The organism is Stenotrophomonas sp. YJH_SMC_123, from assembly GCF_059368215.1.
This window is the reverse complement of sequence record NZ_JCAFRM010000006.1, coordinates 1-12,659: the sequence shown is the minus strand read 5'-3', so window position 1 is coordinate 12,659 and position 12,659 is coordinate 1. Positions and strand designations below refer to the sequence as shown.

The 12,659-nt window shown below is 64.2% G+C and carries 15 protein-coding genes and 1 pseudogene; 5 read left to right on the top strand and 11 right to left on the bottom strand.

Annotation, left to right across the window (positions count from 1 at the left end; all coding sequences use genetic code 11):
• Positions 1–67: 67 nt before the first annotated feature.
• Together tadA and AC5P5W_RS14005 are read right to left on the bottom strand one after the other, a co-directional pair.
• Positions 68–592 (bottom strand): tRNA adenosine(34) deaminase TadA, encoded by a 525-nt coding sequence (gene tadA / locus AC5P5W_RS14010; RefSeq protein WP_197574417.1) that lies wholly within the window; start codon positions 590–592, stop codon positions 68–70.
• 75 nt (positions 593–667) lie between these two features.
• Positions 668–1,027: a winged helix-turn-helix transcriptional regulator gene (locus AC5P5W_RS14005; protein WP_197574416.1), complete on the bottom strand. Its 360-nt coding sequence runs from the start codon at positions 1,025–1,027 to the stop codon at positions 668–670.
• A 78-nt stretch (positions 1,028–1,105) separates the two neighbouring features.
• Here AC5P5W_RS14005 and AC5P5W_RS14000 point away from each other — a divergent pair, with 78 nt between their 5' ends.
• Together AC5P5W_RS14000 and AC5P5W_RS13995 are read left to right on the top strand one after the other, a co-directional pair.
• A complete protein-coding gene (locus AC5P5W_RS14000) occupies positions 1,106–1,873 on the top strand; it encodes an NAD(P)H-dependent oxidoreductase (protein WP_046431296.1) in 768 nt (255 codons plus the stop codon).
• 68 nt (positions 1,874–1,941) lie between these two features.
• Complete coding sequence (locus tag AC5P5W_RS13995) at positions 1,942–2,379, top strand: acetyltransferase (protein WP_169411848.1); 438 nt, start codon at positions 1,942–1,944, stop codon at positions 2,377–2,379.
• Between the two features lie 33 nt (positions 2,380–2,412).
• Here AC5P5W_RS13995 and AC5P5W_RS13990 read toward each other — a convergent pair whose 3' ends face one another.
• Positions 2,413–2,919: a GNAT family N-acetyltransferase gene (locus AC5P5W_RS13990; RefSeq protein WP_053495565.1), complete on the bottom strand. Its 507-nt coding sequence runs from the start codon at positions 2,917–2,919 to the stop codon at positions 2,413–2,415.
• A 260-nt stretch (positions 2,920–3,179) separates the two neighbouring features.
• On the opposite strand from AC5P5W_RS13990, the gene AC5P5W_RS13985 reads away from it, so the two are divergent.
• The 3 genes from AC5P5W_RS13985 to AC5P5W_RS13975 are packed head-to-tail and all read left to right on the top strand — an operon-like array spanning position 3,180 to position 5,858.
• Positions 3,180–3,836, top strand: coding sequence for a hypothetical protein (locus AC5P5W_RS13985; RefSeq protein ID WP_495221229.1), 657 nt, complete (start codon positions 3,180–3,182; stop codon positions 3,834–3,836).
• A 43-nt stretch (positions 3,837–3,879) separates the two neighbouring features.
• Positions 3,880–4,533, top strand: coding sequence for a hypothetical protein (locus AC5P5W_RS13980; protein WP_197574414.1), 654 nt, complete (start codon positions 3,880–3,882; stop codon positions 4,531–4,533).
• The gene (locus AC5P5W_RS13975) at positions 4,530–5,858 is read left to right on the top strand and encodes an XVIPCD domain-containing protein (RefSeq protein ID WP_197574413.1); all 1,329 of its coding nucleotides are present in this window, start codon (positions 4,530–4,532) and stop codon (positions 5,856–5,858) included. The genes AC5P5W_RS13980 and AC5P5W_RS13975 overlap by 4 nt, the downstream gene beginning before the upstream one ends.
• 54 nt (positions 5,859–5,912) lie before the next feature.
• On the opposite strand, the gene AC5P5W_RS13970 is transcribed toward AC5P5W_RS13975, so the two are convergent.
• The 8 genes and pseudogenes from AC5P5W_RS13970 to AC5P5W_RS13935 form a co-directional block, all read right to left on the bottom strand.
• Positions 5,913–7,181, bottom strand: a complete 1,269-nt coding sequence (locus AC5P5W_RS13970; RefSeq protein WP_445391765.1) for a hypothetical protein — start codon at positions 7,179–7,181, stop codon at positions 5,913–5,915.
• Positions 7,182–7,277: 96 nt separating this feature from the next.
• Positions 7,278–8,285: an XVIPCD domain-containing protein gene (locus AC5P5W_RS13965; protein WP_075075582.1), complete on the bottom strand. Its 1,008-nt coding sequence runs from the start codon at positions 8,283–8,285 to the stop codon at positions 7,278–7,280.
• Positions 8,286–8,342: 57 nt separating this feature from the next.
• Positions 8,343–8,879 (bottom strand): hypothetical protein, encoded by a 537-nt coding sequence (locus AC5P5W_RS13960; protein ID WP_014647568.1) that lies wholly within the window; start codon positions 8,877–8,879, stop codon positions 8,343–8,345.
• A gap of 490 nt (positions 8,880–9,369) precedes the next feature.
• The gene (locus tag AC5P5W_RS13955) at positions 9,370–10,332 is read right to left on the bottom strand and encodes a hypothetical protein (protein WP_495221228.1); all 963 of its coding nucleotides are present in this window, start codon (positions 10,330–10,332) and stop codon (positions 9,370–9,372) included.
• A 27-nt stretch (positions 10,333–10,359) separates the two neighbouring features.
• Positions 10,360–10,527 (bottom strand): hypothetical protein, encoded by a 168-nt coding sequence (locus AC5P5W_RS13950; protein WP_321186030.1) that lies wholly within the window; start codon positions 10,525–10,527, stop codon positions 10,360–10,362.
• A gap of 269 nt (positions 10,528–10,796) precedes the next feature.
• Positions 10,797–11,285 carry a DUF4189 domain-containing protein gene (locus tag AC5P5W_RS13945; protein WP_229653776.1) on the bottom strand — a complete coding sequence of 163 codons (489 nt, stop codon included), beginning with the start codon at positions 11,283–11,285 and terminating at the stop codon, positions 10,797–10,799.
• Between the two features lie 324 nt (positions 11,286–11,609).
• Positions 11,610–12,155: a DUF4189 domain-containing protein gene (locus AC5P5W_RS13940; protein WP_232463028.1), complete on the bottom strand. Its 546-nt coding sequence runs from the start codon at positions 12,153–12,155 to the stop codon at positions 11,610–11,612.
• Positions 12,156–12,190: 35 nt separating this feature from the next.
• Positions 12,191–12,659: pseudogene (locus AC5P5W_RS13935) on the bottom strand (TrbL/VirB6 family protein); the annotation flags it as partial.

Sequence of the window (12,659 nt, the reverse complement as noted above, 5' to 3'; positions counted from 1 at the left end):
CTCGTTGCTGGGCAGGCGCGCGGCCTACCGGTGATGGAAAGAGGCGCCCATCATACCCGTTCGCCCCTCAGGCCTCGCCGGCATGGCCTTCCAGCAGCAGCGGCGGCTTGCCACGCTTGGCACGGAAATAATTGGTCAGGCGCATGCTGGCCTCCTTGGCCAGCACCCCACCGTGGATCTCCACCCGGTGGTTGTGGCGGGCATCGCCCAGCAGGTCGAACACGCTGCCGCAGGCGCCGGTCTTGGGGTCGCTGGCGCCGTAGACCAGGCGGGCAACGCGTGCATGCACGATGGCCATCGCGCACATCGCGCACGGTTCCAGGGTCACGTACAGGGTGCTGCCGAGCAGCCGATGATTGGCCAGCCGCGTGCCACCGACCCGCATGGCCACGATCTCGGCATGCGCACTGGGATCGTGCGAGGCGATGTTGAGGTTCCAGCCCTCGCCCAGCAGCTGGCCATCGGCGCCCACCAGTACCGCACCAACGGGGATCTCGTCGTACTCGCGCTGCGCACGCTCGGCCAGCGCCAGCGCATGGCGCATCCAGTGTTCATCGGCGTCGTGCACCGGTACACCCAGGGCGTCGGTCATGGCGGTTCTCGCGTGTCTGCAGGGCCAGGATGGCCGCCGGGGCCGCATTGTACGCCCGCGGCCGTGCAGGCGCCGCTAACGCGTGTCGAAGCGCTCGCGGGCAGCGTCCAGCGCCGGGAAATTGTGCTCGGCCCAACGGTCCAGGACGGACAGCGTGTCAACCAGTCCACGTGCGACCTCGGTCAGCCGGTATTCCACATGCAGTGGCTTGCTGCCCAGATCACACCGCTCGACCAGGCCGTTGCGCTCCAGCTGCCGCAGGGTCTGGGTCAACACCTTCTGCGAGATCCCTTCGATCTTCCTCAGCAGCGCGCCATTGCGTTGCGGGCCCTGCGCCAGCGCCGGCAACAGCAGCATCACCCACTTGCCGGAGATCAGCGCCAGCGCATCGCGTGCCGAGCAATCGGCGGCATAGACATCGCCCGGATAGGCCATGGTTACCTCAAGGTGCGTAATTGCCGGGGCATACCGGCGCCGCGAGGATGGTCGCACACTCCTCGAACACCTCGCCCCATGCGCGCCCTGATCCTGCTTGCCCATCCCGAACCCCGCTCCTTCAACGCCCACCTGGCCGCGCAGGCCGCGGAGCAGCTGCGGCATGACGCGCTGCAGGTGGACGTGGTCGACCTGTATGCAGAGGGCTTCGATCCGCTGGAAGCGGCCCACCATCATTCAAGTCGCCTGCAGCCCGGCCGTTTCGATGCCCAGCGCGAACAACGCCACGGCGCCGAACAGGGTCGGCTGCCCGCCGATGTGCAGCGCCATCTGCAGCTGCTGCAGGCCGCGGATCTGGTCATCCTGCAGTTCCCGCTGTGGTGGTTCGCGCCGCCGGCAATCCTCAAGGGCTGGCTGGATCGCGTGCTGGTTTACGGGCCGATGTACAACAGCCGCCTGCGCCACGAGCACGGCGCGATGCGCGGCAAGCGTGCGTTGCTGAGCGTCACCACCGGCTCATCGGCACGGGCCTGCGCCGTCGACGGCCGCGAGGGAGATACCCGGTTGTTGCTGTGGCCCTTGATGTACAGCCTGCGCTACGTCGGCTTCGACGTGCTGGAGCCGCATCTGGTGCATGGCGTGCGTTCCGGGCTGGCAGCGGAGCGCGTGCAGGCACACGACGAGGCATTGGCTGCAGCAACCCACTACTACCGCGAACGCCTGGCGCAATGGCCGCGGTGGCCCACCGTGCCCTTCAACGACAGCGGCGATTTCGAGGATGGCGTGGTGCTGCGCGCGGAGGCCACTGCCTACAGCCCCTTCATCCGCCATCGCAACACCGGATGAATCCACGCCTGCGCGCTGGGTCGGGACGCGCCATACTACGCGCTCTTTGCAAGCACCTTGGTGAACCCATGACCACCCTCCGTCCCTCGCGCGCCGACGACGGCGCCGCCCTCGTCGACCTCTGGCGCCGCGCCGTTGACGCCACCCACGACTTCCTCAGCGCCGAGGACCGCCAGGCCATCGATGCCGAAGTCGCCGGTTTCCTGCCGCAGGCTGCGATGACCGTGGCCGTCGACGCGCAGGACCATCCCCTTGGCTTCATGCTGATCGACGATACGCACATGGAAGCGCTGTTCATCGATCCGGACGTGCGCGGCACCGGTATCGGCCGGCAGCTGCTGCAGCACGCGCTGGCCCTGCATCCGCAGCTGAGTACCGACGTCAACGAACAGAACGCGCAGGCCGTCGGCTTCTACCAGCGCATGGGCTTCGTCGAAACCGGACGTTCACCGCTGGATTCGCAGGGCCGCCCGTATCCTCTGATCCATCTCCGGTACAACGGCTGACATTCGACGGATGTTCGAGGCCCGCCCCGATCATCAGGCCGTGGCCTCGAATGCCGGCGAGTACTGCACCTCTCCCTGCGCCATCGGTGGCCGCAGGCACAGCGCCTGGAAGTACTCTGGCGGCACACCCGGCAGCACCAGGCCCGGCTCGGCGCGGAATCCGAATCGACCGTAATACGCGGGTTCTCCCAGCAATACGCAGCCCTGTGCCCCCTGCTCACGCAATGCGCCGAGCGCCGCGTGCATCAGCGCCGCACCGATGCCCTGCCCCTGCCATCCGGGCAGTACCGAGATTGGCCCCAGGCCAAACCAGCCGGTGCTGCCATCGCTGATCGTCACCGGCGACAAGGCAACATGTCCGACGACCTCCCCGTCCTTCTCGGCGACCAGCGAAAGACTCAGCGCTCCACGCGAACGCAGTGCATCCACAATGAAATGCTCGGTGTGGCTGCTGTGCGGGGCTTCGCGGAAGGCCGCCTCGGTGAGTGCGTGGATGACCGCGTGGTCTTCGCGGGTTTCAGGGCGGATCGTGCAGTTCAAGGACAACACCTTTGATGAAGTGATGGACATGTGAATGATCGATTCCGGTCACGGATTCAGCTGCGAACCTGCGTCCGGCGTCAGAGCCAACGCGACGATCGGATGCCCTGTGCGGCAAGCGATCCGCCGGCGGCGCGCCCCGGGAGCGTCAAAAATCCGTCTCCAAGGGGTGGCACAGGGCTCCCGGCACGTTCCATAATCGAGAAACCTGCCACCCAGGAAGGATAGATGGACATGGACGCACGATGCAGGATCGGGCCATGGGTGTAGCGCACCTCGCACACAGGGGACGGCCGCTGCTGGCAGTGCTCGCCCTCGTCCTGCTGGCGGCATGCTCGCCCTACGCCGATGCCGAGCGCGACGTCGCCGCGGGTGGACGCGGCCTGGCCAAACTCAACCCGGCGCCGAAGCAGGCCTATGAGCTGGTGCTGACACTGAAGGGCGCGCCAGGCCCGTTCGCGGTTGTTGAGGGCGTGGCCCAGTATGACGTGAGCAACTACGGAGACTGCGGGAGGGTCATCTGGTCCACCGGCACGGCCAGCCGCATCACCAGCCAGGAACCGGTGGAACTGCGCAGGACGGGCGAGAACGAATACCGCGGTACGTTCTACCTCGACCGCATGCAGGACCAGGACTATTACGATCGCGGTACGTGCCACTGGACGCTGACCGGCGTTGGCGCGATGTTGCGTGCCACGCCCGGCGAAGGTGATACGCGATTCCTGACGTTCATCGACAAGAAGCGCATGGACGCGGGATCGCCGTTGACTCTCTACTATCCGAAGACTGCTTATCCCCGCGCCGAGCTCGCTGCCAACTTCCCTGCCAGCGGCAAAGAAGATCCGTCGGCCTACAAGGAGGAACTGCGCGACGCGCTGTTCTCGACCACAACCACTGTGCGGACGCTCGCGCCATGAGCTGCCAGTGCCACATTTCCCCCTACACACCAGGAGGCCGACATTGCGCCACAAGATGATTCCGTGCCTTGCTCTGCTTCTGTTGACCGCCTGCCATCCGGAGACCGCCATGAACCAGGAACGTGCCGCTGCTGAAGCCGATGTCGCCCAGGGTGGGCGCGGCCTCGCCAAGCTCAACCCCAGCCCGCGCAAGGCCTATGAACTGGTGCTGCGCCTGAAGGACGCCCCGGGCGATTTCGCGGTGGTCGAAGGTGTCGCGCAGTACGACGTCACCAACGAAGACCAGTGTGGCTATATCGAGCCGGCCACCGGCACGGCTGCACGGATTACCAGCCAGGAACCGGTGGAACTGCGCAAGGTCGCTGATGGCGAGTACCGGGGCACTGTATACATCGACCGCATGCTGGATGAGGATTACTACGGTCGCGGTGTCTGCAAGTGGGAGTTCACCGGTGCAGGCGCGATGCTGAAGGCGACGGGGGCCGAGGGCGAGACGCGTTTCCTTTCATTTATTGAAGCAGCGCCATTCGTGAAAGGCGAGACCGAGACTCGCCACTATCCTCGTTCGGACTATCCGCGCGTGAGCGAGATTCCTGACTACGGCGCAAGCGGCCAAGAAGACCCCACCAAGTTCCGCCCTGAGCTGCAGAATTCGCTGTTCTCGGCTTCACTTGAAGCCAATGAGGTCCGCCAATGAGCCTCAGCAGCCAAGACTATGCGGGTATTTCCGACGACGTGTACAAGGACCGTGCGGTCGGTCGACGCGCTCCCGGCAAGGAAGAGCTCGTAGCGATCAACGGGCATGAGTACAAGATCCTCGAGCACGTTGATAATCGATTGAACGGTTATCAGGGAACGATCTACCAGCGAGTCGACACCAATGAAATTGTCGTCGCACATCGCGGCACCGAACAGATCGCCCGCGATGCGATCCTGACCGATGGTGGCATGGTTGTCGCCCGCACCAACGTCCAGGCACCGGACGCCATCGCGCTGACCCAACGCGCCCTGGCCTACGCCAAGAAGGAGGGGCAGGATCTCGGACAGCGCCCACCCGAAGTCACCGTCACCGGCCACTCTCTCGGTGGCGCGCTGGCCCAGATCACCTCGCACCATTTCAATGTCAAGGGCGAGACCTTCAACGCCTATGGCGCGGTCAGCCTCAGCTACCGCATCCCGGAAGGCGGCAACACCATGATCAACCATGTCATGGCCTCCGATCCGGTCAGCTCTGCCTCGCCGCACTTCGGCCAAGTGCGCATCTACGCCAAGCCGGATGAGATCAAGACACTCGCCGCAAACGGCTTCAGCAATCACTCGTTGCGCGCCCTGATCCCTGACCGGCCGATCATCGCCGCAGGCAGCTCGTTCGGTGCGCACAAGCTGGGCAACTTCCTCGGCGACGGCTCGGTGCTGAAACACCCGGAAACGCAGAAGCTGGCAAAAGACAACGCCAGGATGATCGAGGAGTACCGCGACGACGTTGAATCACTGCGCCGTGGTGTCACCCGCGCGGCGCGGGGCATTCCGGGCGGCGCCGTCGATCTGTACGACCACATCCGCGGCCCGCTGCAACCCGGTGAGCCGGCACGCCGCGAAGCGGAGAAGAACGGCCATCACACCAGCATGCTGCGCATGGACGACGCCAACCATGTGGGCAACCCACTGTTCAACGACGCGATCCGTGGCGTGCACGCGCAGGACGTCCGCGTCGGCCGGGTACCAGACGTAATGAGCACGCAACTGGCCGGCAGCCTGGCCGCCGAAATGCATGCGGCGGGCGGCAAGCGCATCGACGAAGTGGTCATGAATGCCGATGCCTCGCGCAGCTTTGCCGTGCAGGGCCAGGGCGGTGACCCGGCCCACCTTCGCGTGTCAGTGGATACGGCGGTGGCGATGAACACACCGCTGGAACAGAGCAGCCAGCGCATCGACCAGCAGGCCGCAGGTCAGCGCCTTGCACTGGAGCGCGACCAGCAGCTGGAACAGCAGCAGAACCAGACCCGCAGCCTGCAGGCCTGATGGACAGCACGGGAGCCGGTCTTTCCGGCTCCCGTTGTACATCGGCACTCTGGTTCAGGGGCTGGAGGCCGCCACCGGCAGCGATGCTCCGGCCGTCACGAACAGATCCGGCCCGGAATCCGGGAATCCACCGCAGGCGCGATCGCCGGGCGCCACCGGATCACAGGGCCACTGCGCCCGCGCGACTTTGTCGCGCAGCTCGAAGCGATCGCCGGTCCAGACCACGAACGCGATGTGCTCGCGGTTCCAGTCACCGTAGGCGCGCGGACCACCCTTCTGCGCCGACTCCGGATACTGCACGAACCAGCGCATGGCCGGGCCATACTGCAACTTGCTGTGGTCCAGGCTGATCCGTCCCTCACGCGAGAGCTGGCGCGCACGATCAGCTTCCGCCTGCTGCGGCATGACCGGCATGGCATCGGTGGTTACATCCCTCGGCGCCGCATCCCCGCGGACCTGGTACACACGCTGGGCCACATAGGCCTCGCGGCATTCACCCGCTGGCACGCGGACCGGCTCCGCGCCGTACTCATCCCGGTTGGCGACCTGGTCGCTGCAGGTGAACGGCGCCGACACCAGGTAGAACGTGCTGTCGGCGTCGCGCCCTTCCAGCGAGCGCACCCAGATGTCGCCCATCCGCACGATGAAGTCCGGGCGCTGGCCATAGCCCGGCACGGCCTTGAACCAGGCCTTCTGCCGCACCTCACGCTCGCGCCAGCCGCGCGGCAGGTGGATGTCCTGTTCGGGCAGCGCGACCAGCAGCGCGGCCAGATGCGCCGGCATCGTGCCCTGGCAGGCGCCGATCAGCAGGTCGCCCTGGCTCGCCAGCCGCCCGGCCAGATCCACCGGGCAGCGGGCACCGAGCGCACGCTCGGTCGCCTGCTCGGGCGGCAACGGCACGATGGCCAATGCAGGCGGTGCCGGCGCTACCGCCGGGACCGCTGACTCGACGACTGTAGGCGGTGCAGCCACAGGCGCCGCCGCTGCGGGCGGAACGGGCGCAGGCGCCGGGTCCGCAGCCGGCGCCGGCTGCGTGTCCACCACCGGTGTCGCAGGGGGTGTCGCGGCAGCCGGTACTTCGGGAGCCGGCGCCGCGACAACGGCGTCGGCCGCCGCGGGCGCTGCAACGGGCGCCGCCCCTGCAGGCGCCTCAACGGTAGCCTCGGCAGCGGGGCGCGTCTCCACGACGGGCGCCGCTGCCTCCTGGGCTTGTGCCGACGCTGCGGCAAGTCCAAGTGACAGCAGCCAGAGCGGCGGCAGGCGACGCACGGGTGCATTGCAGCGGGCAGCGGCGTGGCGGGCATTCGGGGGAACGATTCGCATGTGGTGTCCTTACGGGTGGGTTTCCATGTCGGCGCCACAGGGCGCCACGCGTCGTACGTAAAGCGCCAGCGGGCACCCTGCCCGCCGGCATCGGTGTTACAGGGATCGAGAACGCTGCTCCTGCTCGCGGGCGAGCGCGGCCGCCGGGTCCTGCTGGGCGACATTGGCAGCCAATTGCTGGCTGCTCTGCGCCAGCGGCTGCTGCGCCGCCTGTTCGCGATCGACCGATGCGCGCAGCATGGCCGGATCGCCCAGCGCGCCCTGTACAGCAAACAGCGTGCGACCGTCATTACCCGCCAGGAGATGATCGATGCGCGACATCCCCGCCTTCTGCGCGCTCAGCGCCAGTGCGCCGGCGGCATTGTCCAGTTCCTGCACGCTGCGCAGACCGCTTTGCGGCCCCATCTGCTGCAGGTGCTGGCGCGCTCCCGAGAACAGCGTGTATCCCGGCTCGCCCGGTTGCGACATGTCGCGTCCCGTTGTGGGCTGGGCAGGCGCCCCCACTTCGCCACGCTCCAGGCGCGCCATCACATCGGGGGTCAGCTTCTGCTGCCACACGTCAAAACGCTGCTGGCGGGCTTCGATGCCGTTGAGCGCGCCATTCAGGGCACGCGTCGCTTCGCGCACGTCCTCGCGCGCCGCTTCCGGCACCCGCGTCTGCCACTGCCACACGGCAATACGGCCTGCGTGCTCGGGTTGCGCGGCCAGCTCCGGCTGATTCACCAGGTCCAGGTCCAGCGCCTTGCCGGCACGCTCGTAATTCTCCTTGCCGACCAGCGGCAGATAGCCACGGCCGTGATACTTCAGTGCATCACCGGGCGCGTCATTGCCCATGCGCCCGCCATACATCAGTTCGGCCAGGTTCTCCGGCCGCCCACGCAGCGCCTCCTGGCGGGCGCTCTCAAGCGCGCCGTTGCCATTGCGCCACGCTGCTTCCACCGGGATCTGCGAGATGCCCCGGGTGAAGTTGAAACTCTCGTTGAGACGGCTCAAGCCACGGGATTCATGCCCGGCCTGCGCCATGAAGTTGGCCAGTTCCCGGGACGAAGTCATGCCGGCCTCCGTGGCCTGCCGCAACAGCAACGACTCCCTATCCTGCGACACGGTGAAACTCCTGCTCGATCATCGTTGGATACTCCCGCCTCCTCACAGGCATGGCACTCAAGGCAAGCTCACGTCGGCGACGACGGACGGATCGAAATCCTCGAACCGCACCCGGCCAAGCTCGGCCGCGGAGAAATCGCGCGTGTGGGTTGCTTCGGTTTCGGTGTCCACCACCTTGCGCTGCACGCCATGCACCCAGCACGCCTGCTCGGCAGGTGCATACCGGAAGGTGTAGATGCTGCTCCAGCGTTCGCGGCTCCCGCCGTTGGTGATCACGCTGAACGCGCCGTCTTCAATCGTCACGTAGGCGAAGGGATCACCGGCAATGCCACCGCGCGTTGAGCACGGCACCAGCTTGTCGTTGCGTGCCGCCAGCTGCCAGCGGCCCGTGGCATCGCCCAGCAGCAACAACAGGACCCGGTTCGGTCCGTGCTCGCCGGGCAGCAAGCCCTCCGGAGGAGGTTGGTCGATCACCAGGAGCTGGTCCTGGAAACCATTACCGGTCAGATCGCCGCGTACGGCTTCCAGCAGGTTCGCGCCGGACGGAACGAACGCCAGGGCATTGTCCATGTGCGTGCCACTCCCCTTCTCCATCCCCTGCAACTCCTTCAATCCCGTCTTGCCAGTTCCCGAGCGGAGGCCGGAAACGGGGCGATGCCTCGCACGTGCCCTGCGGCCGCCATGGCGGATGATAGCCCCGAGCCCACGGCAACCGCGATGGTGGCAAGCGTCACCCGCACCGCGGGGGGACACAGTCCTCATGGACGGAAAAGCTCCTGTGTTCGATGGCACCGGCGCGTCGGGATTTTGACGCGCACGCAGCTTACTTCGAGGAGGCAGCGCTCGTCGAAGGGTGCTTGGGATGAAAAGCGCACTTGATCACAGAAACAGCGCGGTTAACGTGAATGGTGGCTTATCCGACAATCAGACACGCGGTGGATGGCACCGCAGGTATGGCTCGCATTCCCACATACGGTCTGGTCCGGCCGGGGCGATGTTGCACGGAAAGCCTACGCCGCTTAAGTCGACGGGTGCGGGACCCAGCACAAGCCATGCTTCCTCGCGTCGTGGCCAGCAATCGCGCTCAGCGCAACTGCTGGGCGCATGCGGCCCCCTGTGTGGCGTAGTCGCGGACGTAGCCGTCCGTCGTCAGCACCGTGATATCGCATCGATTGTTTACGTCACTGACGACATGCCCATAAGCATTCAATCCCTGCACACGCTCGCCACGATGCAGGTACAACGTGCGCGAACCATCGGCCCCGTTCTCCACACGATCCGGTGGGCCCCACGTCGGCACGAATTCCTGCTCTGTCTTGCCGATCCACAGGTCCATGAGATTGTTACGACCCACCCGGTTGGCTGCGCGTCGCGACTCATCCAGAGCTTTGCTGGTTTCACTCTGGCCGCGCGCCACAGCCGCTTCCAGGCCACGCACAGTACGATCCATTTCAGCGTCGCTCGGCAGATAGGTGAATGCTGGACGTTTGCCGTCCTTCCACAGGCTGGCCCAGATGAAATCCACAGGCGATTGCCCGACGTCACCGATGGAAAGGAAGCCACGCTTCATCATTTCCGCTGGCACCTTGGCCTTGGGATCAGGCCCAACTAGACAGGCAAACCGCACCAGTTGCACCTGCCAGGGAGCAATCGCCTCGGCCTGCGGTTCGAACTTATCCGGCGGGACGTTCTCCATTGGCCGATCGCGCCACTGGATCAGGCTCGTCCTGATGGCCACGCTGTTCTGCGAACAGTTCACCCAGTACTTTCTGACCAGTCGATTCGGTTTGGTCGCGTTCTCGTAGACGGTATTGACCTGGATTTCGTACACCGGCTCCGGACCCGCAACTGGGTCACCGGGCTTCGCCGGCTTCCTGCGGCGCAACTGCTTCAGGTACGCGTTCTGCTCTGCCGCATTTGTCGTCTGCGCAGGTGTATAGCTGCCCGGCGGCTGCCCATTCGGACCAGGCGCCGCCGCAGGGCTGCCACCTATCTGCGAATATTCCACGAAGCCACCCAGCATGCCCTGGAAGAACATGGCCGCCATTGAGGGTCAGAATCAAGGTCGTCAGGATCAATCCATGCCGCCCTGCTGCATCGCCTGACTGGTCATACCGTCACTGGACGCGCCCATGAGCGGGGACTTGTTCACAAGCGGCGTCATCCAGAACGAGGCAGACACGCGGATCACCATGTCCAGCGCGATCGAGACCATCGCCGCCAGCACCGCCATGGAGAACATGGTTCCAATGCCGTAGAACAGCCATCGTGGGAACAGCTGCTTGGTTTGTTGAACAGCAGCGACATTGAACTCACAGTCACTGCTGGGCCACCCGTGCCGGGGGCGATTAATCGAATGACCCGAGCCTTGTCCTGCTGAAGTCCGGAATCACTCAGATGATTCATGCAGTCGAAGTTTGACGTAGCCCCGTGTATCGACGCCAGGCGCTCTTCGATCTGCAAATCCCGGCTACTTGTCGTTTCCGACCATAGCAGCAGCCGAAACCTAAATCAGAATTTCTCAAACTCTGGCTCGGTGCACCCGGAATAAATGACCTTGCAACCGTTACTTCCCTGTCTCACGCAAGCATCCACAGCCATCTTGCTCGCAGCATCGACAGAAGCCGCACGCGCAAACGTAGAGCCACCAAACCTTGCGTCACTGGGTGATACGAATGCAGCGCATTGATTATTGAACGCCAACACAACCTTGCAATCCGTTGCCCCACGCTGTCCACAATTGGCAAGCGACTCAGAAGCTGCGTCTCCCTTCTTTCGTTTACCAAGAGCTACTCCTACGTCCCCGCCCTTGGCCAAAGCGATGGCGCCCCAAGTTTTGATCCAGCGCCCCGTTGCAACTGGCGCCGCCGATACCGTTCCAGTGTTACCCCCCGGAATGGGTGCGCAGCCACCCACTCCCTGACCACCAATTGGATACTGACCGGGAGGACATCTTCCTTCCGCACTGGCCGTCTGTGGCAGGCTGGCAATGACTCCCATACCCAGAAGGAGTACTGCAACTGAATAGACACGAATTGACTTCATTTCCGGCTCCTAATGTGAAGCTAAGCCTTTACGGCCAGTATCAGAATTTCCTGACCCGACTGTGGAGTTACTGCCCGTCACTACGACATTACTCCCAACTGAAGTCGAACCGCCCGATTGACTGCCACCGCTCGTCGAAGGCTTATCCGGCGTGTCATTCCTCCACAAACGTTGGTGAAGACTGCAGGAATTTCCTGAGTAGGGCCACTGAATTCACCAACTGGTCGAAAGTCAATCCATGACTGACCGCATGTGATGCGCTCTTCGCCCCAACTACGATTAAAAGCTCTCAAAAAGCGGCTTAGTACAAGCACTGTACAGTTTGCTGCACCCCGCACTACCCCGCGTGGTGCAGGTCTTCATCGCCAACTGAGTAGCGACCTGCTCGGTTTCCGCACTTGAGATCACAGAACCTCCGCGCTCAGATGTAGTTGGCGAGATCAACGCAATACATTGATTTTTATAAGCCTGCGCCATTTTGCAATCACGGCCACCCAACTTGACGCATTGAGAAACTGCTTCCTTGGCTGCATCAGACTTTGAGAGCTTCTCAATTGCCACGCCAACTTCGCCAGTTGAGGACGTTGCGATTGCACCCCAGGTTTTGATCCAACGTCCTGTTGGTCGTGCCTCCTGGGGCGCGCCACCGCCGCTGGCGATTGGCGCACATCCCCCGACGCCTTGTCCGCCAATGGGATACGAACCAGGAGGGCAACGACCCTCTGCGCTCGCAACAAGCGGAACACTCAATAGTGCAATGCAACCAATTGCAAGCACCATAATGACTTTCCGCAGCATTGCAACACTATAAGGACGTTGGATCATAGGAATACACCTTACCTAACTTTGTTTGCCAGACCCTAACGACCTAGATCAATTTCGGATTGGCCTGGAGATGCCCCCTGCCCCGACACCCGCGAGGATACATCAGCCTGTGTTGTCGTAGTCTGAGCCGCATTAGCACTCGGCGCCGGCGGCGTATAGGAGCCCGGCGGCTGACCCTGCGGACCTGACTGAGCTGCCGGGGATCCACCTATCTGCGAATATGCCATGAAGCTACCCAGCGTGCCTTGGAAGAACATGGCTGCCATTGGGGGAGCGGTCAGGATCAGGGTCGTGAGAATCAGGCCCATGCCGCCCTGCTGCATCGCCTGGCTGGTCATGCCGTCGCTGGAGGCGCCTTCGAGCAGGAACTTGTTGACCAGGGCGGTGGACCAGAACGCGGTCGAGACACGGATCACCATGTCCAGCGCGATCGATACCATCGCTGCCAGTACCGCCATCGAGAACATCGTGCCGATGCCGTAGAACAGCCATCGCTGGAACAGC

Bases quoted from the DNA above. Each gene is read 5' to 3' on its own strand.
- AC5P5W_RS13940 (WP_232463028.1), bottom strand. From the start codon at position 12,155: ATGATCCAACGTCCTTATAGTGTTGCAATGCTGCGGAAAGTCATTATG.
- AC5P5W_RS14005 (WP_197574416.1), bottom strand. From the start codon at position 1,027: ATGGCCTATCCGGGCGATGTCTATGCCGCCGATTGCTCGGCACGCGAT.
- AC5P5W_RS13995 (WP_169411848.1), top strand. From the start codon at position 1,942: ATGACCACCCTCCGTCCCTCGCGCGCCGACGACGGCGCCGCCCTCGTC.
- AC5P5W_RS13945 (WP_229653776.1), bottom strand. From the start codon at position 11,285: ATGGGAGTCATTGCCAGCCTGCCACAGACGGCCAGTGCGGAAGGAAGA.
- AC5P5W_RS13960 (WP_014647568.1), bottom strand. From the start codon at position 8,879: ATGGAGAAGGGGAGTGGCACGCACATGGACAATGCCCTGGCGTTCGTT.
- AC5P5W_RS13985 (WP_495221229.1), top strand. From the start codon at position 3,180: ATGGGTGTAGCGCACCTCGCACACAGGGGACGGCCGCTGCTGGCAGTG.
- AC5P5W_RS13970 (WP_445391765.1), bottom strand. From the start codon at position 7,181: ATGCGAATCGTTCCCCCGAATGCCCGCCACGCCGCTGCCCGCTGCAAT.
- AC5P5W_RS14000 (WP_046431296.1), top strand. From the start codon at position 1,106: ATGCGCGCCCTGATCCTGCTTGCCCATCCCGAACCCCGCTCCTTCAAC.
- AC5P5W_RS13955 (WP_495221228.1), bottom strand. From the start codon at position 10,332: ATGGCGGCCATGTTCTTCCAGGGCATGCTGGGTGGCTTCGTGGAATAT.
- AC5P5W_RS13950 (WP_321186030.1), bottom strand. From the start codon at position 10,527: ATGTTCTCCATGGCGGTGCTGGCGGCGATGGTCTCGATCGCGCTGGAC.
- AC5P5W_RS13975 (WP_197574413.1), top strand. From the start codon at position 4,530: ATGAGCCTCAGCAGCCAAGACTATGCGGGTATTTCCGACGACGTGTAC.
- tadA (WP_197574417.1), bottom strand. From the start codon at position 592: ATGACCGACGCCCTGGGTGTACCGGTGCACGACGCCGATGAACACTGG.